Consider the following 15765-nt stretch of genomic DNA (forward strand, 5'->3'; position numbering starts at 1 on the left):
GTTGACTATCCTCAGCCTTGTGAACGCTTCTCCTCAGACCGCCGTGTCCGCCGACCCCTACGCCGCCGCTCAGGCCGCCGCCGCCCGCCTGCGCGAGCTGACCGGTGTCGAGCACCACGACGTCGCCCTGGTGATGGGCTCGGGCTGGGTGCCGGCCGCCGACGCGCTGGGCGAGACCGTGGCCGAAATCCCGGTCACGGACCTCCCCGGCTTCCCCGCCCCCGCCGTCGCCGGCCACGCCGGCAAGATCCGCTCGGTGAAGATAGGCGACAAGCACGCCCTGATCTTCCTCGGTCGCAACCACTACTACGAGGGCCACGGCGTGGCCACCGTGGTGCACGGCGTGCGCACCGCCGCCGCCGCGGGTTGCCAGACCATCGTGCTGACCAACGGCTGCGGTGGCCTGCGCCAGGGCTGGGTGCCCGGTCAGCCGGTGCTGATCAGCGACCACATCAACCTGACCGCCGACTCCCCGATCGTCGGCGCCAACTTCGTCGACCTCACCGACCTCTACTCCAAGCGGCTGCGCGAGCTCTGCCGCGAGGTGGACCCGAGCCTGGACGAGGCCGTCTACGTCCAGTTCCGCGGCCCGCACTACGAGACCCCGGCCGAGGTCCACATGGCCCGGGTGATCGGCGGCGAGCTGGTCGGCATGTCCACCACGCTGGAGGCGATCGCCGCCCGCGAGGCCGGCGCCGAGGTGCTGGGCATCTCGCTGGTCACCAACCTGGCCGCGGGCATGACCGGCGAGCCGCTGAACCACGCCGAGGTGCTGGAGGCAGGCAAGGCCTCCGCCGAGCGGATGGGCGCGCTGCTGGCGAAGGTCCTGGAGCGGATCTGACCCCGCCCCCGCAGACCCGGCCCGGGCGCTCCCCCGCTGCTAACGGGGTGCCCGGGCCGTTCCCGTTGCACGTTCCGCTGCTCGTTTCCCATCGATCCCCCTACCGGATACCGGAGTAGGCGACCCCATGGCCCAGGAAAGCACCACCGACCTCCTCGCCCGCGCCCACCAGTGGCTGACCGAGGACCCCGACGCCGAGACCCGCGAGGAGTTGGCCGCGCTGCTGGCCACCGCCGAGCAGGGCGAGGCGAGCGCGCTGGCCGAGCTGGCCGAGCGGTTCGCCGACCGGCTGCAGTTCGGCACCGCGGGCCTGCGCGGTGAGCTGGGCGCGGGCCCGATGCGGATGAACCGCGCCGTCGTGATCCGGGCCGCCGCCGGCCTGGCCGCCCACGTCCGCGCGGCCGGGGCCGGCGACCTGGTGGTGGTCGGCTACGACGCCCGGCACAAGTCCTACGACTTCGCGCGCGACACCGCCGCCGTGATGGTCGGCGCGGGCCTGCGCGCCGCGCTGCTGCCGAGCCCGCTGCCCACCCCGGTGCTCGCCTTCGCGATCCGCCACCTGGGCGCGGCGGCCGGCGTGATGGTGACGGCCAGCCACAACCCGCCGCGCGACAACGGCTACAAGGTCTACCTGGGCGACGGCTCGCAGATCGTGCCGCCGGCCGACGCCGAGATCGCCGCCGAGATCGACGCGGTGGCCTCGCTGCACGACGTGCCGCTGGCTGCCGAGGGCTGGCAGGTGCTCGGCGAGGACGTGCTGGACGCCTACCTGGCCCGCGCCGTCACCGTGGTCGACCCGGCCGGCCCGCGCGGGTTGGACGTGGTCTACACCCCGATGCACGGGGTGGGCCGCGACACCCTGCTGGCCGCCTTCAAGCAGGCCGGCTTCCCCGCCCCGACCGTGGTCGCCGAGCAGGCCGAGCCGGACCCGGAGTTCCCCACCGTCGCGTTCCCCAACCCGGAGGAGCCGGGCGCGATGGACCTGGCCTTCCGGACCGCCGCCGAGCACACCCCCGACCTGGTGATCGCCAACGACCCGGACGCGGACCGCTGCGCGGTGGCCGTGCCGGACGCCACCGCGGCGGCCGGATGGCGGATGCTGCGCGGTGACGAGGTCGGCGCGCTGCTGGGTGCGGCGCTGGTCGCCAAGGGCGCGCGCGGCACCTTCGCCACCACCATCGTCTCGGCCACCCTGCTCGGCCGGATCGCCGAGAGCGCCGGGCTGGCCTACGAGGAGACGCTGACCGGCTTCAAGTGGCTCTCCCGCACCGAGGGCCTGCGCTACGGCTACGAGGAGGCGCTGGGCTACTGCGTCGACCCCGAGGGCGTGCGGGACAAGGACGGCATCAGCGCCGCCCTGCTGATCGCCGAGCTGGCCGCCGGGCTCAAGCTCACCGGGCGCACCCTGACCGACCTGCTGGACGAGCTGGCGCTGACCCACGGCCTGCACGCCACCGACCAGCTCTCGGCCCGGGTCGAGGACCTGTCGCTGATCGCCGACGCGATGCGCCGGCTGCGCGAGCAGCCGCCCACCGAGCTGGCCGGACTGCTGGTCGAGCGGGCGGACGACCTGTCGGCCGGCTCGGCCGAGCTGCCGCCGACCGACGGCCTGCGCTACTACCTGGCCGGGCAGCCGGTGCGCTCGGCGCGGATCGTGGTCCGGCCGTCCGGGACCGAGCCGAAGCTGAAGTGCTACCTGGAGGTCGTGCTGCCGGTCGCCTCGGCCGGCGAGCTGCCCGAGACCCGGGTGCGGGCCACCGAGCTGCTGGCGGCGCTCAAGCGGGACCTGGCGGCGGCTGCCGGGATCTGACCTCCCGCAGCGCGCGTACGCCAGGGGCCCGCGACCGGTTCGGAACCCGTCGCGGGCCCCTGGCGTGCGGGCCCCTGGCGTGCGGGCCTCAGGCCTGCGGCCTCAGCTCTCAGGTCTCAGGCGGCGATCAGCGCAACCAGTGCCACCAGCCCGACCAGCGTCGGCGCGATCACCCACCAGCACCAGTCGACCTTGACCTCGCCCTTCGCGGTCGGACGCACCGCGTTGGTCTTGGCCTGCTCGCGCAGCACGTCCATCACCTGGTCCGACCAGGCCCGGTTCGAGTCCGGCGCGCCCGGCACCGAGACGCGCGGCGGCTTGGGCAGGCTGCCGAACCTCGGCCTGCGCGGGCTCTCGGTGACGGCGGCCCGGGACGCGTAGCGGTTCGCCTTGTTGCGCTGGCGCAGCGAGACCGGCACCGCCCACATCTGGTAGGTCTTGCCGCCGGCCAGCACCTCGGCCGAGAAGCCCGCGCGCAGCGCCTCGACCTCGGCCCACGGCACCACGATGGTGCGCAGCGGGTTGCGGACCAGCAGCCGGTCCTGGCCGGCCGCGACGGACGGCCGCAGGGTGTAGGCGATCACCGGGAAGGCGAACAACGGCGCACAGGCCAGCGCGACCCACGGGGTCTTGCCGCTGCTGCTCACCATGGCGTCGACAATCAGCCACCCGGCGATCGCGAGCAGCAGTACGCCGCAGACGACGGCGGAGGACGAGCGGAAGACGTGGTCGGCGTACTTCGGCCCGGCGGCGGGGGTGGCAGAGCCCCGGTGGGGGGGCGTGCCGGCGGAATCGGTCATGGGGTCGATTCTGCCCCATCGACCCTTGCGGACCGTCAGTCACAAACGTCACTTTTAGGCCGCAACCCGAGGTCGCCGCACTGCCCGCCGCACCGGGAGCCGGCCGATCACCGGCCTCCGGTGGTCGATCACCGGGCGGATCACCGGCCGATCACCGCACCGATCACCGGTCGGCCACCCGCCGATCACTGGCCCAGCGCCATTCAGCAACGATTTGCCGAAAGTTTCAGCAATTCCTTGCTGGACTCTTGACGCCGCCCGCGCCCGGGCGGGATGGTCTAGCGCGCGGTGCACCCCGACGGCCCTGCCAGCCGTCCGGCGCCCCGCTCCCGCCCATCGGTACCCGCCGCCCGCCGAGCCCCACCCCCGCCCGGCGCAGCCCCGCGAACCTGCGCCGCCGGTCCTCGGCGGGACGGCCCACCCCCCGGGAGTCCTCCCCATGAGACTGCTCCGACGAGACCGGACCAGCCGCCCCGCCGCCTTCGCCGCGGCCGCCCTGGTGGCCGGCGCCCTGCTGCCGCTCACCCTGCAGGGCACGGCGCACGCCGCCACGAACCCAGACGGCGGCGACGTGATCGCCAACCTCTTCGAGTGGAACTGGCCCTCGGTGGCCAACGAGTGCACCACGGTGCTCGGGCCCAAGGGCTACGGCGCCGTCGAGGTCGCCCCGCCCGAGGACTCGATCCGCCTGGCGGGCAGCACCCACGCCTGGTGGGACGTCTACCAGCCGGTCGCCTACGACCTGAACAGCCGGATGGGCACCGAGGCCCAGTTCGCCCAGATGGTCACCACCTGCCACAACGCCGGCGTCAAGGTCTACGCCGACGCGGTGCTCAACCACACCGCCGGTGCCAACCAGACCAGCACCGACTCGTACGGCGGCGCGAGCTTCAACCCCGCCACCTTCACGTACAACAACGTCCCGTACGACAGCTCGGACTTCCACTTCTCGCCGCCCTGCCCCAACGCGGACATGAGCATCAGCGACTGGAACAACGTCCAGCAGGTGCAGGAGTGCGACCTCTCCTCGCTCTCCGACCTCTACACCGAGAAGGACGACGTCCGCGCCAAGCTGGCCGGCTACCTCAACAAGCTGGTCGGCTACGGCGTCGACGGCTTCCGGATGGACGCCGCCAAGCACATCGCGCAGGCCGACATGGCCAACATCCTCAGCCGGGTCAACAACACCACCTGGACCAACTCCCGGCCGTACGTCTACCAGGAGGTGATACCCGGCAGCACCGGCCAGCTGGCCCCCTCCGCCTTCGAGGGCAACGGCAGCGTGATCGAGTTCACCTACGCCTACGACCTGAAGAGCCAGTTCAACGGCAGCATCGCCAACCTCAAGACCTTCGGGCAGAGTTGGGGCATCGAGCCGAGCAACCTGTCCTCGGTGATGGTGACCAACCACGACACCGAGCGCAGCGGCCAGACCCTCAGCTACCAGGACGGCAGCAAGTACACGCTGGCCACGCTCTTCGAACTGGCCTGGGGCTACGGCACCCCGCAGGTCTACTCCGGCTTCACCTTCAGCACCAGCGACCAGTCCCCGCCGGCCGACGCCAACGGCTACGTCACCGCGACCGAGTGCACCAGCGGCGCCTGGACCTGCACCGACCGCAACCAGGGCATCGCCAACATGGTCGGCTGGCACAACGCCACCCAGGGCAAGCCGGTGGCCAACTGGTGGGACAACGGCGGCAACGCGATCGCCTTCAGCCGCGGCAACGGCGGCTGGATCTCGATCAACAACGGCAGCAGCGCGGTGACCCAGACCTTCGAGACCGGCCTGCCGGGCGGCAGCTACTGCGACGTCATCCACGGCGACCCGGTGGCCGGCGGCGGCTGCACCGGCCCGACGGTCACGGTGGACGCCACCGGCCAGGCCACCGTGACGGTCAACCCCGGTGACGCGGTGGCGCTCTACCCGACCGCCGGCAGCAGCGGGACGGTCAGCGAGACCTTCAACGAGACCGAGACCACGAGTTGGGGCCAGAGCGTCTACCTGGTCGGCTCGATCCCGGCCCTCGGCAACTGGAACCCGAGCGCGGCGATCCCGCTCTCCTCGGCCAACTACCCAGTGTGGGGCGGCACGTTGAGCCTGCCGGCGAACACGTCCTTCCAGTACAAGTACCTGATCAAGGACAGCTCCGGGAACGTGACCTGGGAGAACGGCGCCAACCACAGCGCCGCCAGCGGTTCCTCGGGCGGCACGCTGAACGACACCTGGCAGCAGTAACCACCCTGCCGTCAGCACCAGTTGAGCGCCGGTCCGCCCTCGTGGCGGCCGGCGCTCAGCCGCGCAGCCGGCGGGCCACCACCGCGCCGCCGTAGAGCAGCAGTCCGCACACCGCCGCGCCGGCCACCCCCGCGAGGTCGTCGGCCACCGTCAGCACCGCGCCACCCGCCCGCAGCACCCGGGGCGCCTCACCGGCCACCACGATCAGCCCGGCCAGCCCCGGCAGCCACTCCAGATAGCTGCGCCGCCGGGCACCGCGCAGCCGGCGATGCCGATGGCCGTACACCGTGGCCGCCAGCCGCACGCTCACCGCCATCAACAGGAACCCGATCCAGACCAGCGGCCACCGTTCCGACTCGAACACCGCGTCACCTCCCCGCTCTCCCTCCCCTGCGGGGACGCTACCCGCGTAACGCGGCGCTCTACCAGGCAACGTGAAGGTTCTGCGGGAAATCTGGGATTTCCCCGACCACTGTCCGACCTGGGCCCCTTATTTCCTGCATGTCCACCTCATATGGAGTGCCAGGACCGGTCCTCGCATACTGATCTGATGACCCCTCAGGCCACCGCCGTCCGCCGCCTCGACCTCGGCTCCTTCGTCCGCCCCGGCAGCGAGACCGAGGACGGCTACCCCCGGGTGGAGCCGGTGCTCGGCTACCTGGTCCGACACCCGCGGGGACTGCTGCTCTTCGACACCGGCATCGGCACCGGCGACCCCGGGACCGAGGCGCACTACCGGCCCCGCCGGCGCCCGCTGCCCGCCGCACTGGCCGCCGCCGGGGTCACGCCCGCCGAGGTGACCGCGGTGGTCAACTGCCATCTGCACTTCGACCACTGCGGCGGCAACCCGCTGCTGCCCGGTCGGCCGATCCTGGTGCAGCGCACCGAGCTGGCCGCCGCCCGGGCCGGCGGCCACACCTTCGAGCACCTCGTCGACTTCCCCGGCGCCGACTACCGCGAGCTGACCGGCGAGACCGAACTCTGGCCCGGCCTGTGGATCCTGCCCACCCCGGGGCACACCGCGGGGCACCAGTCCCTGGCCGTCCGCCGCCCCGACGGCACCGTGGTACTGGCCGGCCAGGCCCGCGACTTCGCCTCCCACTTCGCGAGCGACCAGCTGGCCCGCCGGGCACGGCACGAGGGCGTGGCCGAACCGCTGCCCGACTATCCCGCCTGGCTGGACCGGCTGGCCGCGTTCGATCCACGCCGGGTGCTCTTCGCCCACGACGCCTCGGTGTGGACCCCGGCGGCGGACGGGGACTGCTGAGCGACCGGGCCGCCGCTGGTCATCTCGACCGCACAGGCCCTAGTCGGCGTCCTCGGGGCGCGCGGCCAGGACCCGGGTGAGCAACTCGGTGAGGGTGGCCCGCTCCTCGGCGTCGAGTGTGGCGAACCACTGCTGCTCGCGGCGGGTCTGCTCGGCGAACGCCTCCCGGACGGCGTTCTCGCCCGCAGCGGTGAGGCCGGCGGCGACCGCGCGCCGGTCGTCGGGCAGCGGCCGGCGTTCGACCAGGCCGTCCCGTTCCAGGGTGTTGATGGCGTTGGTGACCGCCGAGCGGGACATCGCCGAGATCTCGGCGAGCCGGGCGGGCTGGGTGGGGCCCAGCAGCCAGAGCTTGAACATCAGCCGGAAGCCGGGGAGCGTCCAGCCGCGCGGGCGGTGGATGTGGCTCTCCAGGTCGGCGACGACCAGGTAGGACAGGTGGAGCAGGTGGTAGGCGAGCGCGAATGCCTCCGGGTCGGCCGGCGACGGCATGCCCGCCAGCCGGTCGCGCGCATAGGCGGCGTATCTGAGATCAGGTCGGTCCACGCACAGAGTCTTGCGCATGGCGGCCCGGTGGGAGATTGTTACGGCCATAACAATCTTCGCGGGAGGGTGCTGTGCGGATCACCATCGCAGGAGGCGGTATCGGCGGGCTCGCCACCGCGCTCAGCCTGCATGCGGCCGGATTCGACGACGTCGTCGTACACGAGGCGGCCCGGGAGATCCGTCCGCTCGGCGTCGGGATCAACCTCCTCCCGCACGCGGTGAGAGAGTTGACCGAGCTCGGCCTGGCCGACCGGCTGGCCGCGATCGGTGTCCCCACCGCCGAGCTGGCCTACTTCAACCAGCACGGGCAGCTGATCTGGTCCGAACCGCGCGGGCTCGGCGCCGGCTACCGGTGGCCGCAGTACTCGGTGCACCGGGGCAGGCTGCAAATGCTGCTGCTGGACGCCGTCCGCGAGCGCCTCGGCGCGCAGGCCGTCCGGACCGGGAGCCGGATCACCGGCCTGCGCCACGACTCCGACCTGCTCGTCGGCGCCGACGGGATCCACTCGGCCGTCAGGGCCGCGCTCTTCCCCGGCGAAGGGGCACCGACGTGGAACGGGCTCATGCTGTGGCGGGGCACGACCTATGGCGAGCCGTTCCTGACCGGCCGGTCCATGATCATGGCCGGGGACGGAGCGCAGAAGTTCGTCGCCTACCCGATCGGGGAAGGGCCGCTGATCAACTGGGTCGCCGAACGGCCGCTGGACGGCGAACCGCCCAAGCGCGGCAACTGGAACCGCCCCACCGATCTGGCCACGGTCGTAGCGCACTTCGCCGACTGGAGGTTCGACTGGCTGGACGTGCCGGGGCTCATCGCGGGAGCCGAGGCGGCCTTCGAGTACCCGATGGTGGACCGCGAGCCCCTGCCGTACTGGACCAGGGACGACGTCGTCCTGCTGGGCGACGCCGCGCACGCCATGTACCCCGTCGGCTCCAACGGAGCGTCCCAGGCGATCATCGACGCCCGGGTGCTCGCCCACTCGCTCGCCACGACCGGCTCCGCCGCCGGCTACGAGGAAATCCGCCGACCCGCCACCACCGCGCTCCAACTCGCCAACCGGCGCCAAGGGCCCGAGGTCGTCATGAGGCTCGCCCACGAGCGGGCTCCCGGTGGCTTCGAGGACATCGAACAGGTCGTCCCGCTCGCGGAGCGTACGGAGATCGCCGCTTCGTACAAGCGCACCGCGGGCTTCGACCCGACCCTGCTCAACGAGCGCGCGTCGTGGAGCGTGCGGTGAACCTGGAGAGCCTCGCCGTCTTCGAGGTGCGGCTGGATCCGGTCCTCGACCTCGGCGACTCGCACTGGGGTCGCCGCCGGGTGATCAACATCGTCGGCGGGACGTTCGAGGGACCGCGGCTGTCCGGGGTGATCCTGCCGGGCGGCGCGGACTGGCAGGTGCTGCACCCCGACGGCACGGCCAGCATCGACACCCGCTCCACGCTGCGCACTCACGACGGCGCGCATCTCTACCTCTCCACCAGCGGCGTACGCCACGGCTCACCCGAGGTCCTCCGGAGGTTGGCCGCCGGAGAGGCGGTGGACCCTGCCGAGTACTACTTCCGGCTCTTCTGCCGCTTCGAGACCGGGGACGAGCGCTACCGGTGGCTGAACCGCACCCTGGCCGTGGCCTCGGCCGCCCGCACCGCCGAGGCCGTCCGCTACGAGGCGTACACCCTCGAGTAGTCGGGCCGCCACGTTTCCCGGAACTCACCGGCTGTCCGTCGGCCGAGGCGGCGAACAGCTCACGGCCACGCCGCCCCGGAATCCCGGATCTCGGTCCCGCATCGAACGCGGGGCCCCCTGGCCTTCGGCTACGCGCGTAGATATGCTGCTCTGGTGACTATGTCCACTGTTGCAGCCAACGCCCCCGGCGCCGCGGGCGGCGGCCTGAGCGACGTCGCCGCTTCCGAGGCCTCGCTCCGCCGCTTCCTGCACGGCCTGCCCGGCGTCGACGCCGTCGGCCTCGAAGCCCGCGCCGCCTCCCTCGGTACGCGGTCGATCAAGACGACGGCCAAGGCCTTCGCGATCGACCTCGCCATCTCGATGATCGACCTGACCACGCTGGAAGGCGCGGACACGGTCGGCAAGGTGCGCGCCCTGTGCGCGAAGGGGAAGCACCCCGACCCGAGCGATCCGTCCGCCCCGCAGGTCGCCGCGATCTGCGTCTATCCGGACATGGTCGCCACCGCGAAGGCGGCCCTCGCGGGCACCGGGATCCAGGTGGCCTCGGTCGCCACCGCCTTCCCCGCCGGGCGCGCCGCGCTGCCGGTGAAGCTCGCGGACACCGCCGACGCGGTGGCCGCCGGGGCGGACGAGATCGACATGGTGATCGATCGCGGCGCCTTCCTGTCCGGCCGGTACCTGGACGTCTTCAACGAGATCACCGCCGTCAAGCAGGCCTGCGAGCGGCCCGACGGGACCTCGGCCCACCTCAAGGTGATCTTCGAGACCGGCGAACTGCAGACCTACGACAACGTGCGCCGCGCCTCCTGGCTGGCCATGCTGGCCGGCGCGGACTTCATCAAGACCTCGACCGGCAAGGTCACCGTCAACGCCACGCCCCCGGTGACCCTGCTGATGCTGGAGGCGGTGCGCGACTTCAAGGCCGCCACCGGCGTGCAGGTCGGCGTGAAGCCGGCCGGCGGTATCAAGACCACCAAGGACGCGATGAAGTACCTGGTGATGGTCAACGAGACGTTGGGCGACGACTGGCTGACCCCGCACTGGTTCCGCTTCGGCGCCTCCAGCCTGCTCAACGATCTGCTGATGCAGCGTCAGAAGCTCAGCACCGGCCGGTACTCCGGTCCCGACTACGTGACGGTGGACTGAAACCCGATGGCCAAGAACAAGAAGACCCAGGAGCCCGTGGCGGCCACCGTGGCAGCAACGCCCAAGGGCGGCCTCTTCGACTACGCCCCCGCCCCCGAGTCCCCCGCGGCGGCCGGCGACATCGCCACCTCCTACGGCCACTTCATCGGCGGCGACTTCGTCGACTCCAGCGGCAGCGAGGCGCTGAAGACGGTCAACCCGGCCACCGAGCAGGTGCTGGCCGAGTTCGCCCAGGGCACCGAGGAGGACGTGGACCGCGCGGTCAAGGCGGCCCGCAAGGCCTTCGGCGGCTGGTCCGAGCTGCCCGGCAGCGAGCGCGCCAAGTACCTGTACCGGATCGCCCGGATCGTCCAGGAGCGCTCGCGCGAGCTGGCCGTGCTGGAGTCGATCGACAACGGCAAGCCGATCAAGGAGACCCGCGACTTCGACCTGCCGATGGTCGCCGCGTGGTTCTTCTACTACGCCGGCTGGGCCGACAAGCTGGACTGCGCCGGCTTCGGCCCGAACCCGCGCCCGGTGGGTGTGGCCGCCCAGGTCATCCCGTGGAACTTCCCGCTGATGATGCTCGCCTGGAAGATCGCCCCGGCGCTGGCCACCGGCAACACGGTCGTCCTCAAGCCGGCCGAGACCACCCCGCTGACCGCGCTGCGGTTCGCCGAGATCTGCCGCCAGGCCGGTCTGCCCAAGGGCGTGGTCAACATCGTCACCGGTGACGGCCGCACCGGCGCCGCGCTCACCGCGCACCCGGACGTCAACAAGGTCGCCTTCACCGGCTCGACCAACGTCGGCCGCTCGATCGCCCGGCAGCTGGCCGGCAGCCGCAAGAAGCTGTCGCTGGAGCTGGGCGGCAAGGCCGCCAACATCGTCTTCGACGACGCGCCGATCGACCAGGCGGTCGAGGGCATCGTCAACGGCATCTTCTTCAACCAGGGCCACGTCTGCTGCGCGGGCTCGCGCCTGCTGGTCCAGGAGTCGATCCAGGACGAGCTGCTGGAGGCGCTCAAGCGCCGGATGGCCACCCTGCGGGTGGGCGACCCGCTGGACAAGAACACCGACATCGGCGCGATCAACTCGGCCGCCCAGCTGGCCCGGATCACCGAACTGACCGCGGCCGGCGAGGCCGAGGGCGCCGAGCGCTGGTCCCCGGCCTGCGAACTGCCGTCCGCCGGCTACTGGTTCCGGCCGACCATCTTCACCGGCGTGACCCAGGCGCACCGGATCGCCCAGGAGGAGATCTTCGGCCCGGTGCTCTCGGTGCTGAGCTTCCGAACCCCGGACGAGGCGGTGGCGAAGGCCAACAACACGCCGTTCGGCCTCTCCGCCGGGATCTGGACGGAGAAGGGCTCGCGCATCCTCTGGATGGCGGACCGGCTCAAGGCCGGCGTGGTGTGGGCCAACACCTTCAACAAGTTCGACCCGACCTCGCCGTTCGGCGGCTACAAGGAGTCGGGTTACGGCCGCGAGGGTGGCCGCCACGGTCTGGAGGCCTACCTCGATGTCTGATATCGCCACGCGTCTTGACGTCTTCAAGACCTACAAGCTGTTCGTCGGCGGGAAGTTCCCGCGCTCCGAGAGCGGACGGGTGTACGAGGTGACCGACAGTAAGGGCCAGTGGCTGGCCAACGCGCCGCTCGGGACCCGCAAGGACACCCGCGACGCCGTGCTCGCCGCCCGCGCGGCGGTCAAGGGCTGGGCCGGGACCACCGCGTACAACCGCGGCCAGGTGCTCTACCGGGTGGCCGAGATGCTGCAGGGGCGGCGCGAGCAGTTCGCCGCCGAGGTGGCCGCGGCCGAGGGCCTGGGCGCCAAGAAGGCCGCCGCGCTGGTGGACCAGGCGATCGACCGCTGGGTCTGGTACGCGGGCTGGACCGACAAGGTGGCGCAGATCGCGGGCGCCGCGAACCCGGTGGCCGGGCCGTACTTCAACCTCTCGGTGCCGGAGCCGACCGGTGTGGTGGGCATCGTGGCCCCGCAGGCCGGCTACGGGCACTCGTTCCTCGGCCTGGTCTCGGTGATCGCCCCGGCGATCGCCACCGGCAACACCGTCGTGGTCGCCGCGGCGGCCGACGCCCCGCTGCCGGCCCTGTCGCTGGGCGAGGTGCTCGCCACCTCGGACGTGCCCGGCGGCGTGGTGAACATCATCTCCGGCCGCACCGCCGACCTCGCGCCGACGCTGGCCTCGCACCAGGACGTCAACGCCCTCGACCTGACCGGCGCGATCGCCGCCGACGGGCCGGGCGCGGCGGCTGTCCTGGAGGCGGCCGCGGCCGATACATTGAAGCGGGTGCTGCGCCCGGCGGTCGATCCGTCGGCGCAGGACTGGACCAGTGCCCCGGGCACCGGCCGGCTGCTCTCCTTCCTGGAGACCAAGACGGTCTGGCACCCGATGGGCCAGTAGCCCCGGCTCCGCCGGACCACCCACCCAGGACTGGCCGTCCCCAGTGCCCCTCTCCCCCCAGGGGCCCGGACGCGCCATCGACGGGTCCGCGCCTCCCCCCCCCTGGCGCGGGCCCGTCCTCCGTTTTCCGCTTCCTTTTCCTTTTCCCCCCATGACGGCGGGTTCCGAGCACGGCGCCCGATGCGTCAGACTGGTGTCTCGTGAGTGACTCGCCGTTGAACCCCGTCCTGACCACCCGTGCCCGCGTGGTGCTGCTCTCCGGGCCCTCGGGATCGGGGAAGTCCTCGCTGGCCGATCGTCTGGCGCTGCCGGTGCTGCAGCTCGACGACTTCTACAAGGACGGCGACGACCCGACCCTGCCGCTGCTGCCCGACGGCTCCGGCACCGACTGGGACTCGCCGCTCTCCTGGCACGGCGCACAGGCGCTGGAGGCGATCCGGCAGCTGGTGGAGACCGGGCGGGCCGAGGTCCCGGTCTACTCGATCCCCACCTGCTCCCGGACCGGCTCGCACACCCTGGAGCTGGCCGGCGCCCCCGCGTTCATCGCCGAGGGCATCTTCGCCGCCGAACTGATCGCCGCCTGCGAGGCCGAAGGCCTGCTCGGCGCCGCCCTCTGCCTGCGCAACCGCCCGCTGACCACGGCCTGGCGCCGGTTCCGCCGAGACGTGCGCGAGGGCCGCAAGGCCGTCCCGTACCTGGTGCGGCGCGGCTGGCGCCTGATGCGCGCCGAGCACGGGATCGTGGCGCGGCAGGTGGAACTCGGCGCCGACGCCTGCGCGGGCGACGAGGCGGCGGCCCGGGTGCGCGCGGTGGTGCGGCAGGGCGGGCGGGTCGCGGCGGGCGTCTGACACCCCCGGCTGGGTCCGTCCTCAGTGGGTGACCGTCACCACCACCTTGCCCACCTGCCCGTTGGACTCCAGGTACCGGTGCGCCTCGACGATCTCGCTCAGGTCGAAGGTGCGGTCCACCGCCGGTGCCAGCGTCCCCGCGCGCAGTCCGGCGTCGAGGAAGTGCCAAGCCCGCCGCCGCACGGCCAGGTCCTCGATGACGTCCAGGTTGCTGTAACCCAGGATCCGCAGGCTCCAGTTCATCGGCAGCGTGGCCGGACGCATGTCCAGCCAGCCGTAGACGATCAGCAGGCCGCCCGGGGCCACCGCCTGTGCGACGGTGGCCAGCTCGGGTCCGGCCACCGCGTCGAAGACCAGCTCGGCCCCCTTGCCTCCGGTGATCTCGCCGACCCGGGCCGGCAGGTCCTCCTCGTCCAGCACGATCACGTGCGCGGCACCGAGCTTCAGCAACTGCTCGCGCTTCTTCGCCGTCCTGGTGACCGCCACCGGAATCGCCCCCAGGTGGTTGGCCACCTGGATCGCCGCCACGCCCACGCTGCTGGACGCCGCCGTGATCAGCACCGTGTCCCCGGGCCGCAGCCCGCCCTTCTCCACCAGCGCGCCGTACGCGGTGCTGTACGAGAGCCAGACGGCCACGCCGGTCACCGCGTCGAGCCCGCCGGGGCGGTGGACCAGGTGGCCCTCGGGGACCAGCAGCCGGTCCCCGTAGGCGCCGTGAGTGCTCAGGTGCCCCAGCGCGGCGGTGCTGACCAGGTCGCCGACGGCAAAGCCGGTGACCGCCGCACCGATCGCCTCCACCACACCGGTGGCCTCGTAGCCGAGCCGGGAAGCGGGCAGCTGCGGCTGGTAGAAGTAGCTGCCGGCCCGGAACAGCGCCTCCGCCCGGTTCAGCCCGAGCGCCTCGACCCGCACCAGCACCTGGTCGGGTGCCGGGTCGCCGAGCTCCAGTTCCACGATCCGCAGCACCTCGGGGCCGCCGATCTCATCGAACACCACTGCCTTGGCCATGGTGGAAATCCCCCATCAGGAGAAGCTCATCAGGTGACTTTCCGTCAGCTCGCTGACGTGTCTCCACCGTAGGAGCGCCTGACCGAGACGGCCCATGCCACACAGTCTCGTTTTCCTGTCCGATCGTCTCCCCGAGCGTTACGCTCCCGCCATGGACGTGCTCAGCGACGCGATCACCGCGATGCGCACCGGACGGCCGCACTCGGGCCAGACCCGCAAGTTCGCCCCCTGGGGCCTGCGCTTCCCGCCCGCCCCCGGCACCGGCTTCCACATCGTGCTGAGCGGCTCCTGCTGGCTGCTGCCGCCCGAGGACGCGGCGCCGATCAGGCTGGGCGTCGGCGACGTGGTGCTGCTGCCGCGCGGCCGGGGGTACGGGATGGCGGACTCGCTGGAGACCGAACTGGTCGACGTGGAGCTCACCGACGGCCGCCTGCTGCCCGCCCAGCGGTACGAGCCGACCAGCGGCCCACCCGGCGCCGAGGTGACCGCCATCCTCTGCGGCGCCTACCAGCTCAACCAGGCCCGCCCGCACCCGCTGCTCGCCGCCCTGCCCGACGTGCTCCACCTGCCCGCCCGGGTCGGCCGCCACCCCGGCCTGCGCTCCCTGGTCGAACTGCTCGGCGCGGAGCTGACCGACCACCGCCTCGGCGCCGACGCCGCCGTGCCCGCACTGCTCGACACCCTGCTGCTCTACATCCTGCGCGCCTGGCTGGAGGAGTGCGCGTGCGTGGCCACCACCGGCTGGGCCGCCGCCCTCGGCGACCCGGTGGTCACCACCGCCCTCCAGGAGATCCACCAGGACCCGGCCCACCCCTGGACCGTCGAGGAACTCGGCACCCGCGCCGGCCTCTCCCGCGCCGCCTTCGCCCGCCGCTTCACCACCCTGGTCGGCCGCCCACCGCTCGGATACCTCACCTGGTGGCGGATGACCACGGCGGGACGCCTGCTGCGCGAGTCCGACGCGCCGCTGCGTACGGTGGCCCAACAGGCGGGGTACGTGAGCGAGTTCGCCTTCGCCAAGGCCTTCAAGCGGGAGTACGGGCTCTCCCCGGGGCGGTACCGGGCGCAGGGGAAGGGCGCGGGGTGGCGGAACGGTTCGGCGGTGGCGGCCGAGGGATAGGTTGGATCACGAAGCTGTCGGCACCGCAACGCAAGGAGGCCTTGGTGGCCGCCTGGATCCG

Annotated in this window: 15 protein-coding genes; 11 read left to right on the forward strand and 4 right to left on the reverse strand. The window is 72.4% G+C overall.

Annotated elements, in window-relative coordinates:
* Window positions 1-19: 19 nt before the first annotated feature.
* Together OG403_RS14850 and OG403_RS14855 are read left to right on the forward strand one after the other, a co-directional pair.
* Window positions 20-841, forward strand: a complete 822-nt coding sequence (locus tag OG403_RS14850) for a purine-nucleoside phosphorylase (RefSeq protein ID WP_329564722.1) — start codon at window positions 20-22, stop codon at window positions 839-841.
* Window positions 842-968: 127 nt separating this feature from the next.
* Window positions 969-2651, forward strand: a complete 1683-nt coding sequence (locus tag OG403_RS14855) for a phospho-sugar mutase (protein WP_329564723.1) — start codon at window positions 969-971, stop codon at window positions 2649-2651.
* Between the two features lie 116 nt (window positions 2652-2767).
* Here the strand turns inward: OG403_RS14855 and OG403_RS14860 are convergent, their stop codons facing one another.
* Window positions 2768-3451 (reverse strand): PH domain-containing protein, encoded by a 684-nt coding sequence (locus OG403_RS14860; protein WP_329564724.1) that lies wholly within the window; start codon window positions 3449-3451, stop codon window positions 2768-2770.
* Window positions 3452-3890: 439 nt separating this feature from the next.
* Between OG403_RS14860 and OG403_RS14865 the strand changes: the two genes are divergently transcribed.
* A complete protein-coding gene (locus OG403_RS14865) occupies window positions 3891-5690 on the forward strand; it encodes a carbohydrate-binding module family 20 domain-containing protein (protein WP_329564725.1) in 1800 nt (599 codons plus the stop codon).
* Window positions 5691-5745: 55 nt separating this feature from the next.
* On the opposite strand, the gene OG403_RS14870 is transcribed toward OG403_RS14865, so the two are convergent.
* The gene (locus OG403_RS14870; RefSeq protein WP_329564726.1) at window positions 5746-6054 is read right to left on the reverse strand and encodes a hypothetical protein; all 309 of its coding nucleotides are present in this window, start codon (window positions 6052-6054) and stop codon (window positions 5746-5748) included.
* A gap of 186 nt (window positions 6055-6240) precedes the next feature.
* On the opposite strand from OG403_RS14870, the gene OG403_RS14875 reads away from it, so the two are divergent.
* Window positions 6241-6957 carry an N-acyl homoserine lactonase family protein gene (locus tag OG403_RS14875; RefSeq protein ID WP_329564727.1) on the forward strand — a complete coding sequence of 239 codons (717 nt, stop codon included), beginning with the start codon at window positions 6241-6243 and terminating at the stop codon, window positions 6955-6957.
* A gap of 39 nt (window positions 6958-6996) precedes the next feature.
* On the opposite strand, the gene OG403_RS14880 is transcribed toward OG403_RS14875, so the two are convergent.
* Window positions 6997-7500 (reverse strand): MarR family winged helix-turn-helix transcriptional regulator, encoded by a 504-nt coding sequence (locus OG403_RS14880; protein WP_329564728.1) that lies wholly within the window; start codon window positions 7498-7500, stop codon window positions 6997-6999.
* Window positions 7501-7571: 71 nt separating this feature from the next.
* Here OG403_RS14880 and OG403_RS14885 point away from each other — a divergent pair, with 71 nt between their 5' ends.
* From OG403_RS14885 to OG403_RS14910, 6 genes are all read left to right on the forward strand, one after another.
* A complete protein-coding gene (locus OG403_RS14885) occupies window positions 7572-8738 on the forward strand; it encodes a flavin-dependent oxidoreductase (RefSeq protein WP_329564729.1) in 1167 nt (388 codons plus the stop codon).
* Entirely contained in the window at window positions 8735-9184 is a 450-nt protein-coding gene (locus OG403_RS14890; RefSeq protein ID WP_329564730.1) for a DUF3237 domain-containing protein, read from the forward strand. The genes OG403_RS14885 and OG403_RS14890 overlap by 4 nt, the downstream gene beginning before the upstream one ends.
* A 159-nt stretch (window positions 9185-9343) precedes the next feature.
* Window positions 9344-10330 carry a deoxyribose-phosphate aldolase gene (gene deoC / locus OG403_RS14895; protein ID WP_329564731.1) on the forward strand — a complete coding sequence of 329 codons (987 nt, stop codon included), beginning with the start codon at window positions 9344-9346 and terminating at the stop codon, window positions 10328-10330.
* Window positions 10331-10336: 6 nt separating this feature from the next.
* Window positions 10337-11833: an aldehyde dehydrogenase family protein gene (locus tag OG403_RS14900; RefSeq protein ID WP_329564732.1), complete on the forward strand. Its 1497-nt coding sequence runs from the start codon at window positions 10337-10339 to the stop codon at window positions 11831-11833.
* Complete coding sequence (locus OG403_RS14905) at window positions 11826-12728, forward strand: aldehyde dehydrogenase family protein (protein ID WP_329564733.1); 903 nt, start codon at window positions 11826-11828, stop codon at window positions 12726-12728. The genes OG403_RS14900 and OG403_RS14905 overlap by 8 nt, the downstream gene beginning before the upstream one ends.
* Before the next feature lie 200 nt (window positions 12729-12928).
* Window positions 12929-13576 carry an ATP-binding protein gene (locus OG403_RS14910; RefSeq protein ID WP_329564734.1) on the forward strand — a complete coding sequence of 216 codons (648 nt, stop codon included), beginning with the start codon at window positions 12929-12931 and terminating at the stop codon, window positions 13574-13576.
* Between the two features lie 21 nt (window positions 13577-13597).
* Here the strand turns inward: OG403_RS14910 and OG403_RS14915 are convergent, their stop codons facing one another.
* Window positions 13598-14584 (reverse strand): zinc-dependent alcohol dehydrogenase family protein, encoded by a 987-nt coding sequence (locus OG403_RS14915; RefSeq protein ID WP_329564735.1) that lies wholly within the window; start codon window positions 14582-14584, stop codon window positions 13598-13600.
* Window positions 14585-14735: 151 nt separating this feature from the next.
* On the opposite strand from OG403_RS14915, the gene OG403_RS14920 reads away from it, so the two are divergent.
* A complete protein-coding gene (locus tag OG403_RS14920) occupies window positions 14736-15704 on the forward strand; it encodes an AraC family transcriptional regulator (RefSeq protein WP_329564736.1) in 969 nt (322 codons plus the stop codon).
* The last annotated feature ends 61 nt before the right edge of the window (window positions 15705-15765 follow it).

It is taken from the genome of Kitasatospora sp. NBC_01266 (genome assembly GCF_036242395.1).
In the GTDB taxonomy this organism is placed as follows: Bacteria; Actinomycetota; Actinomycetes; order Streptomycetales; family Streptomycetaceae; genus Kitasatospora.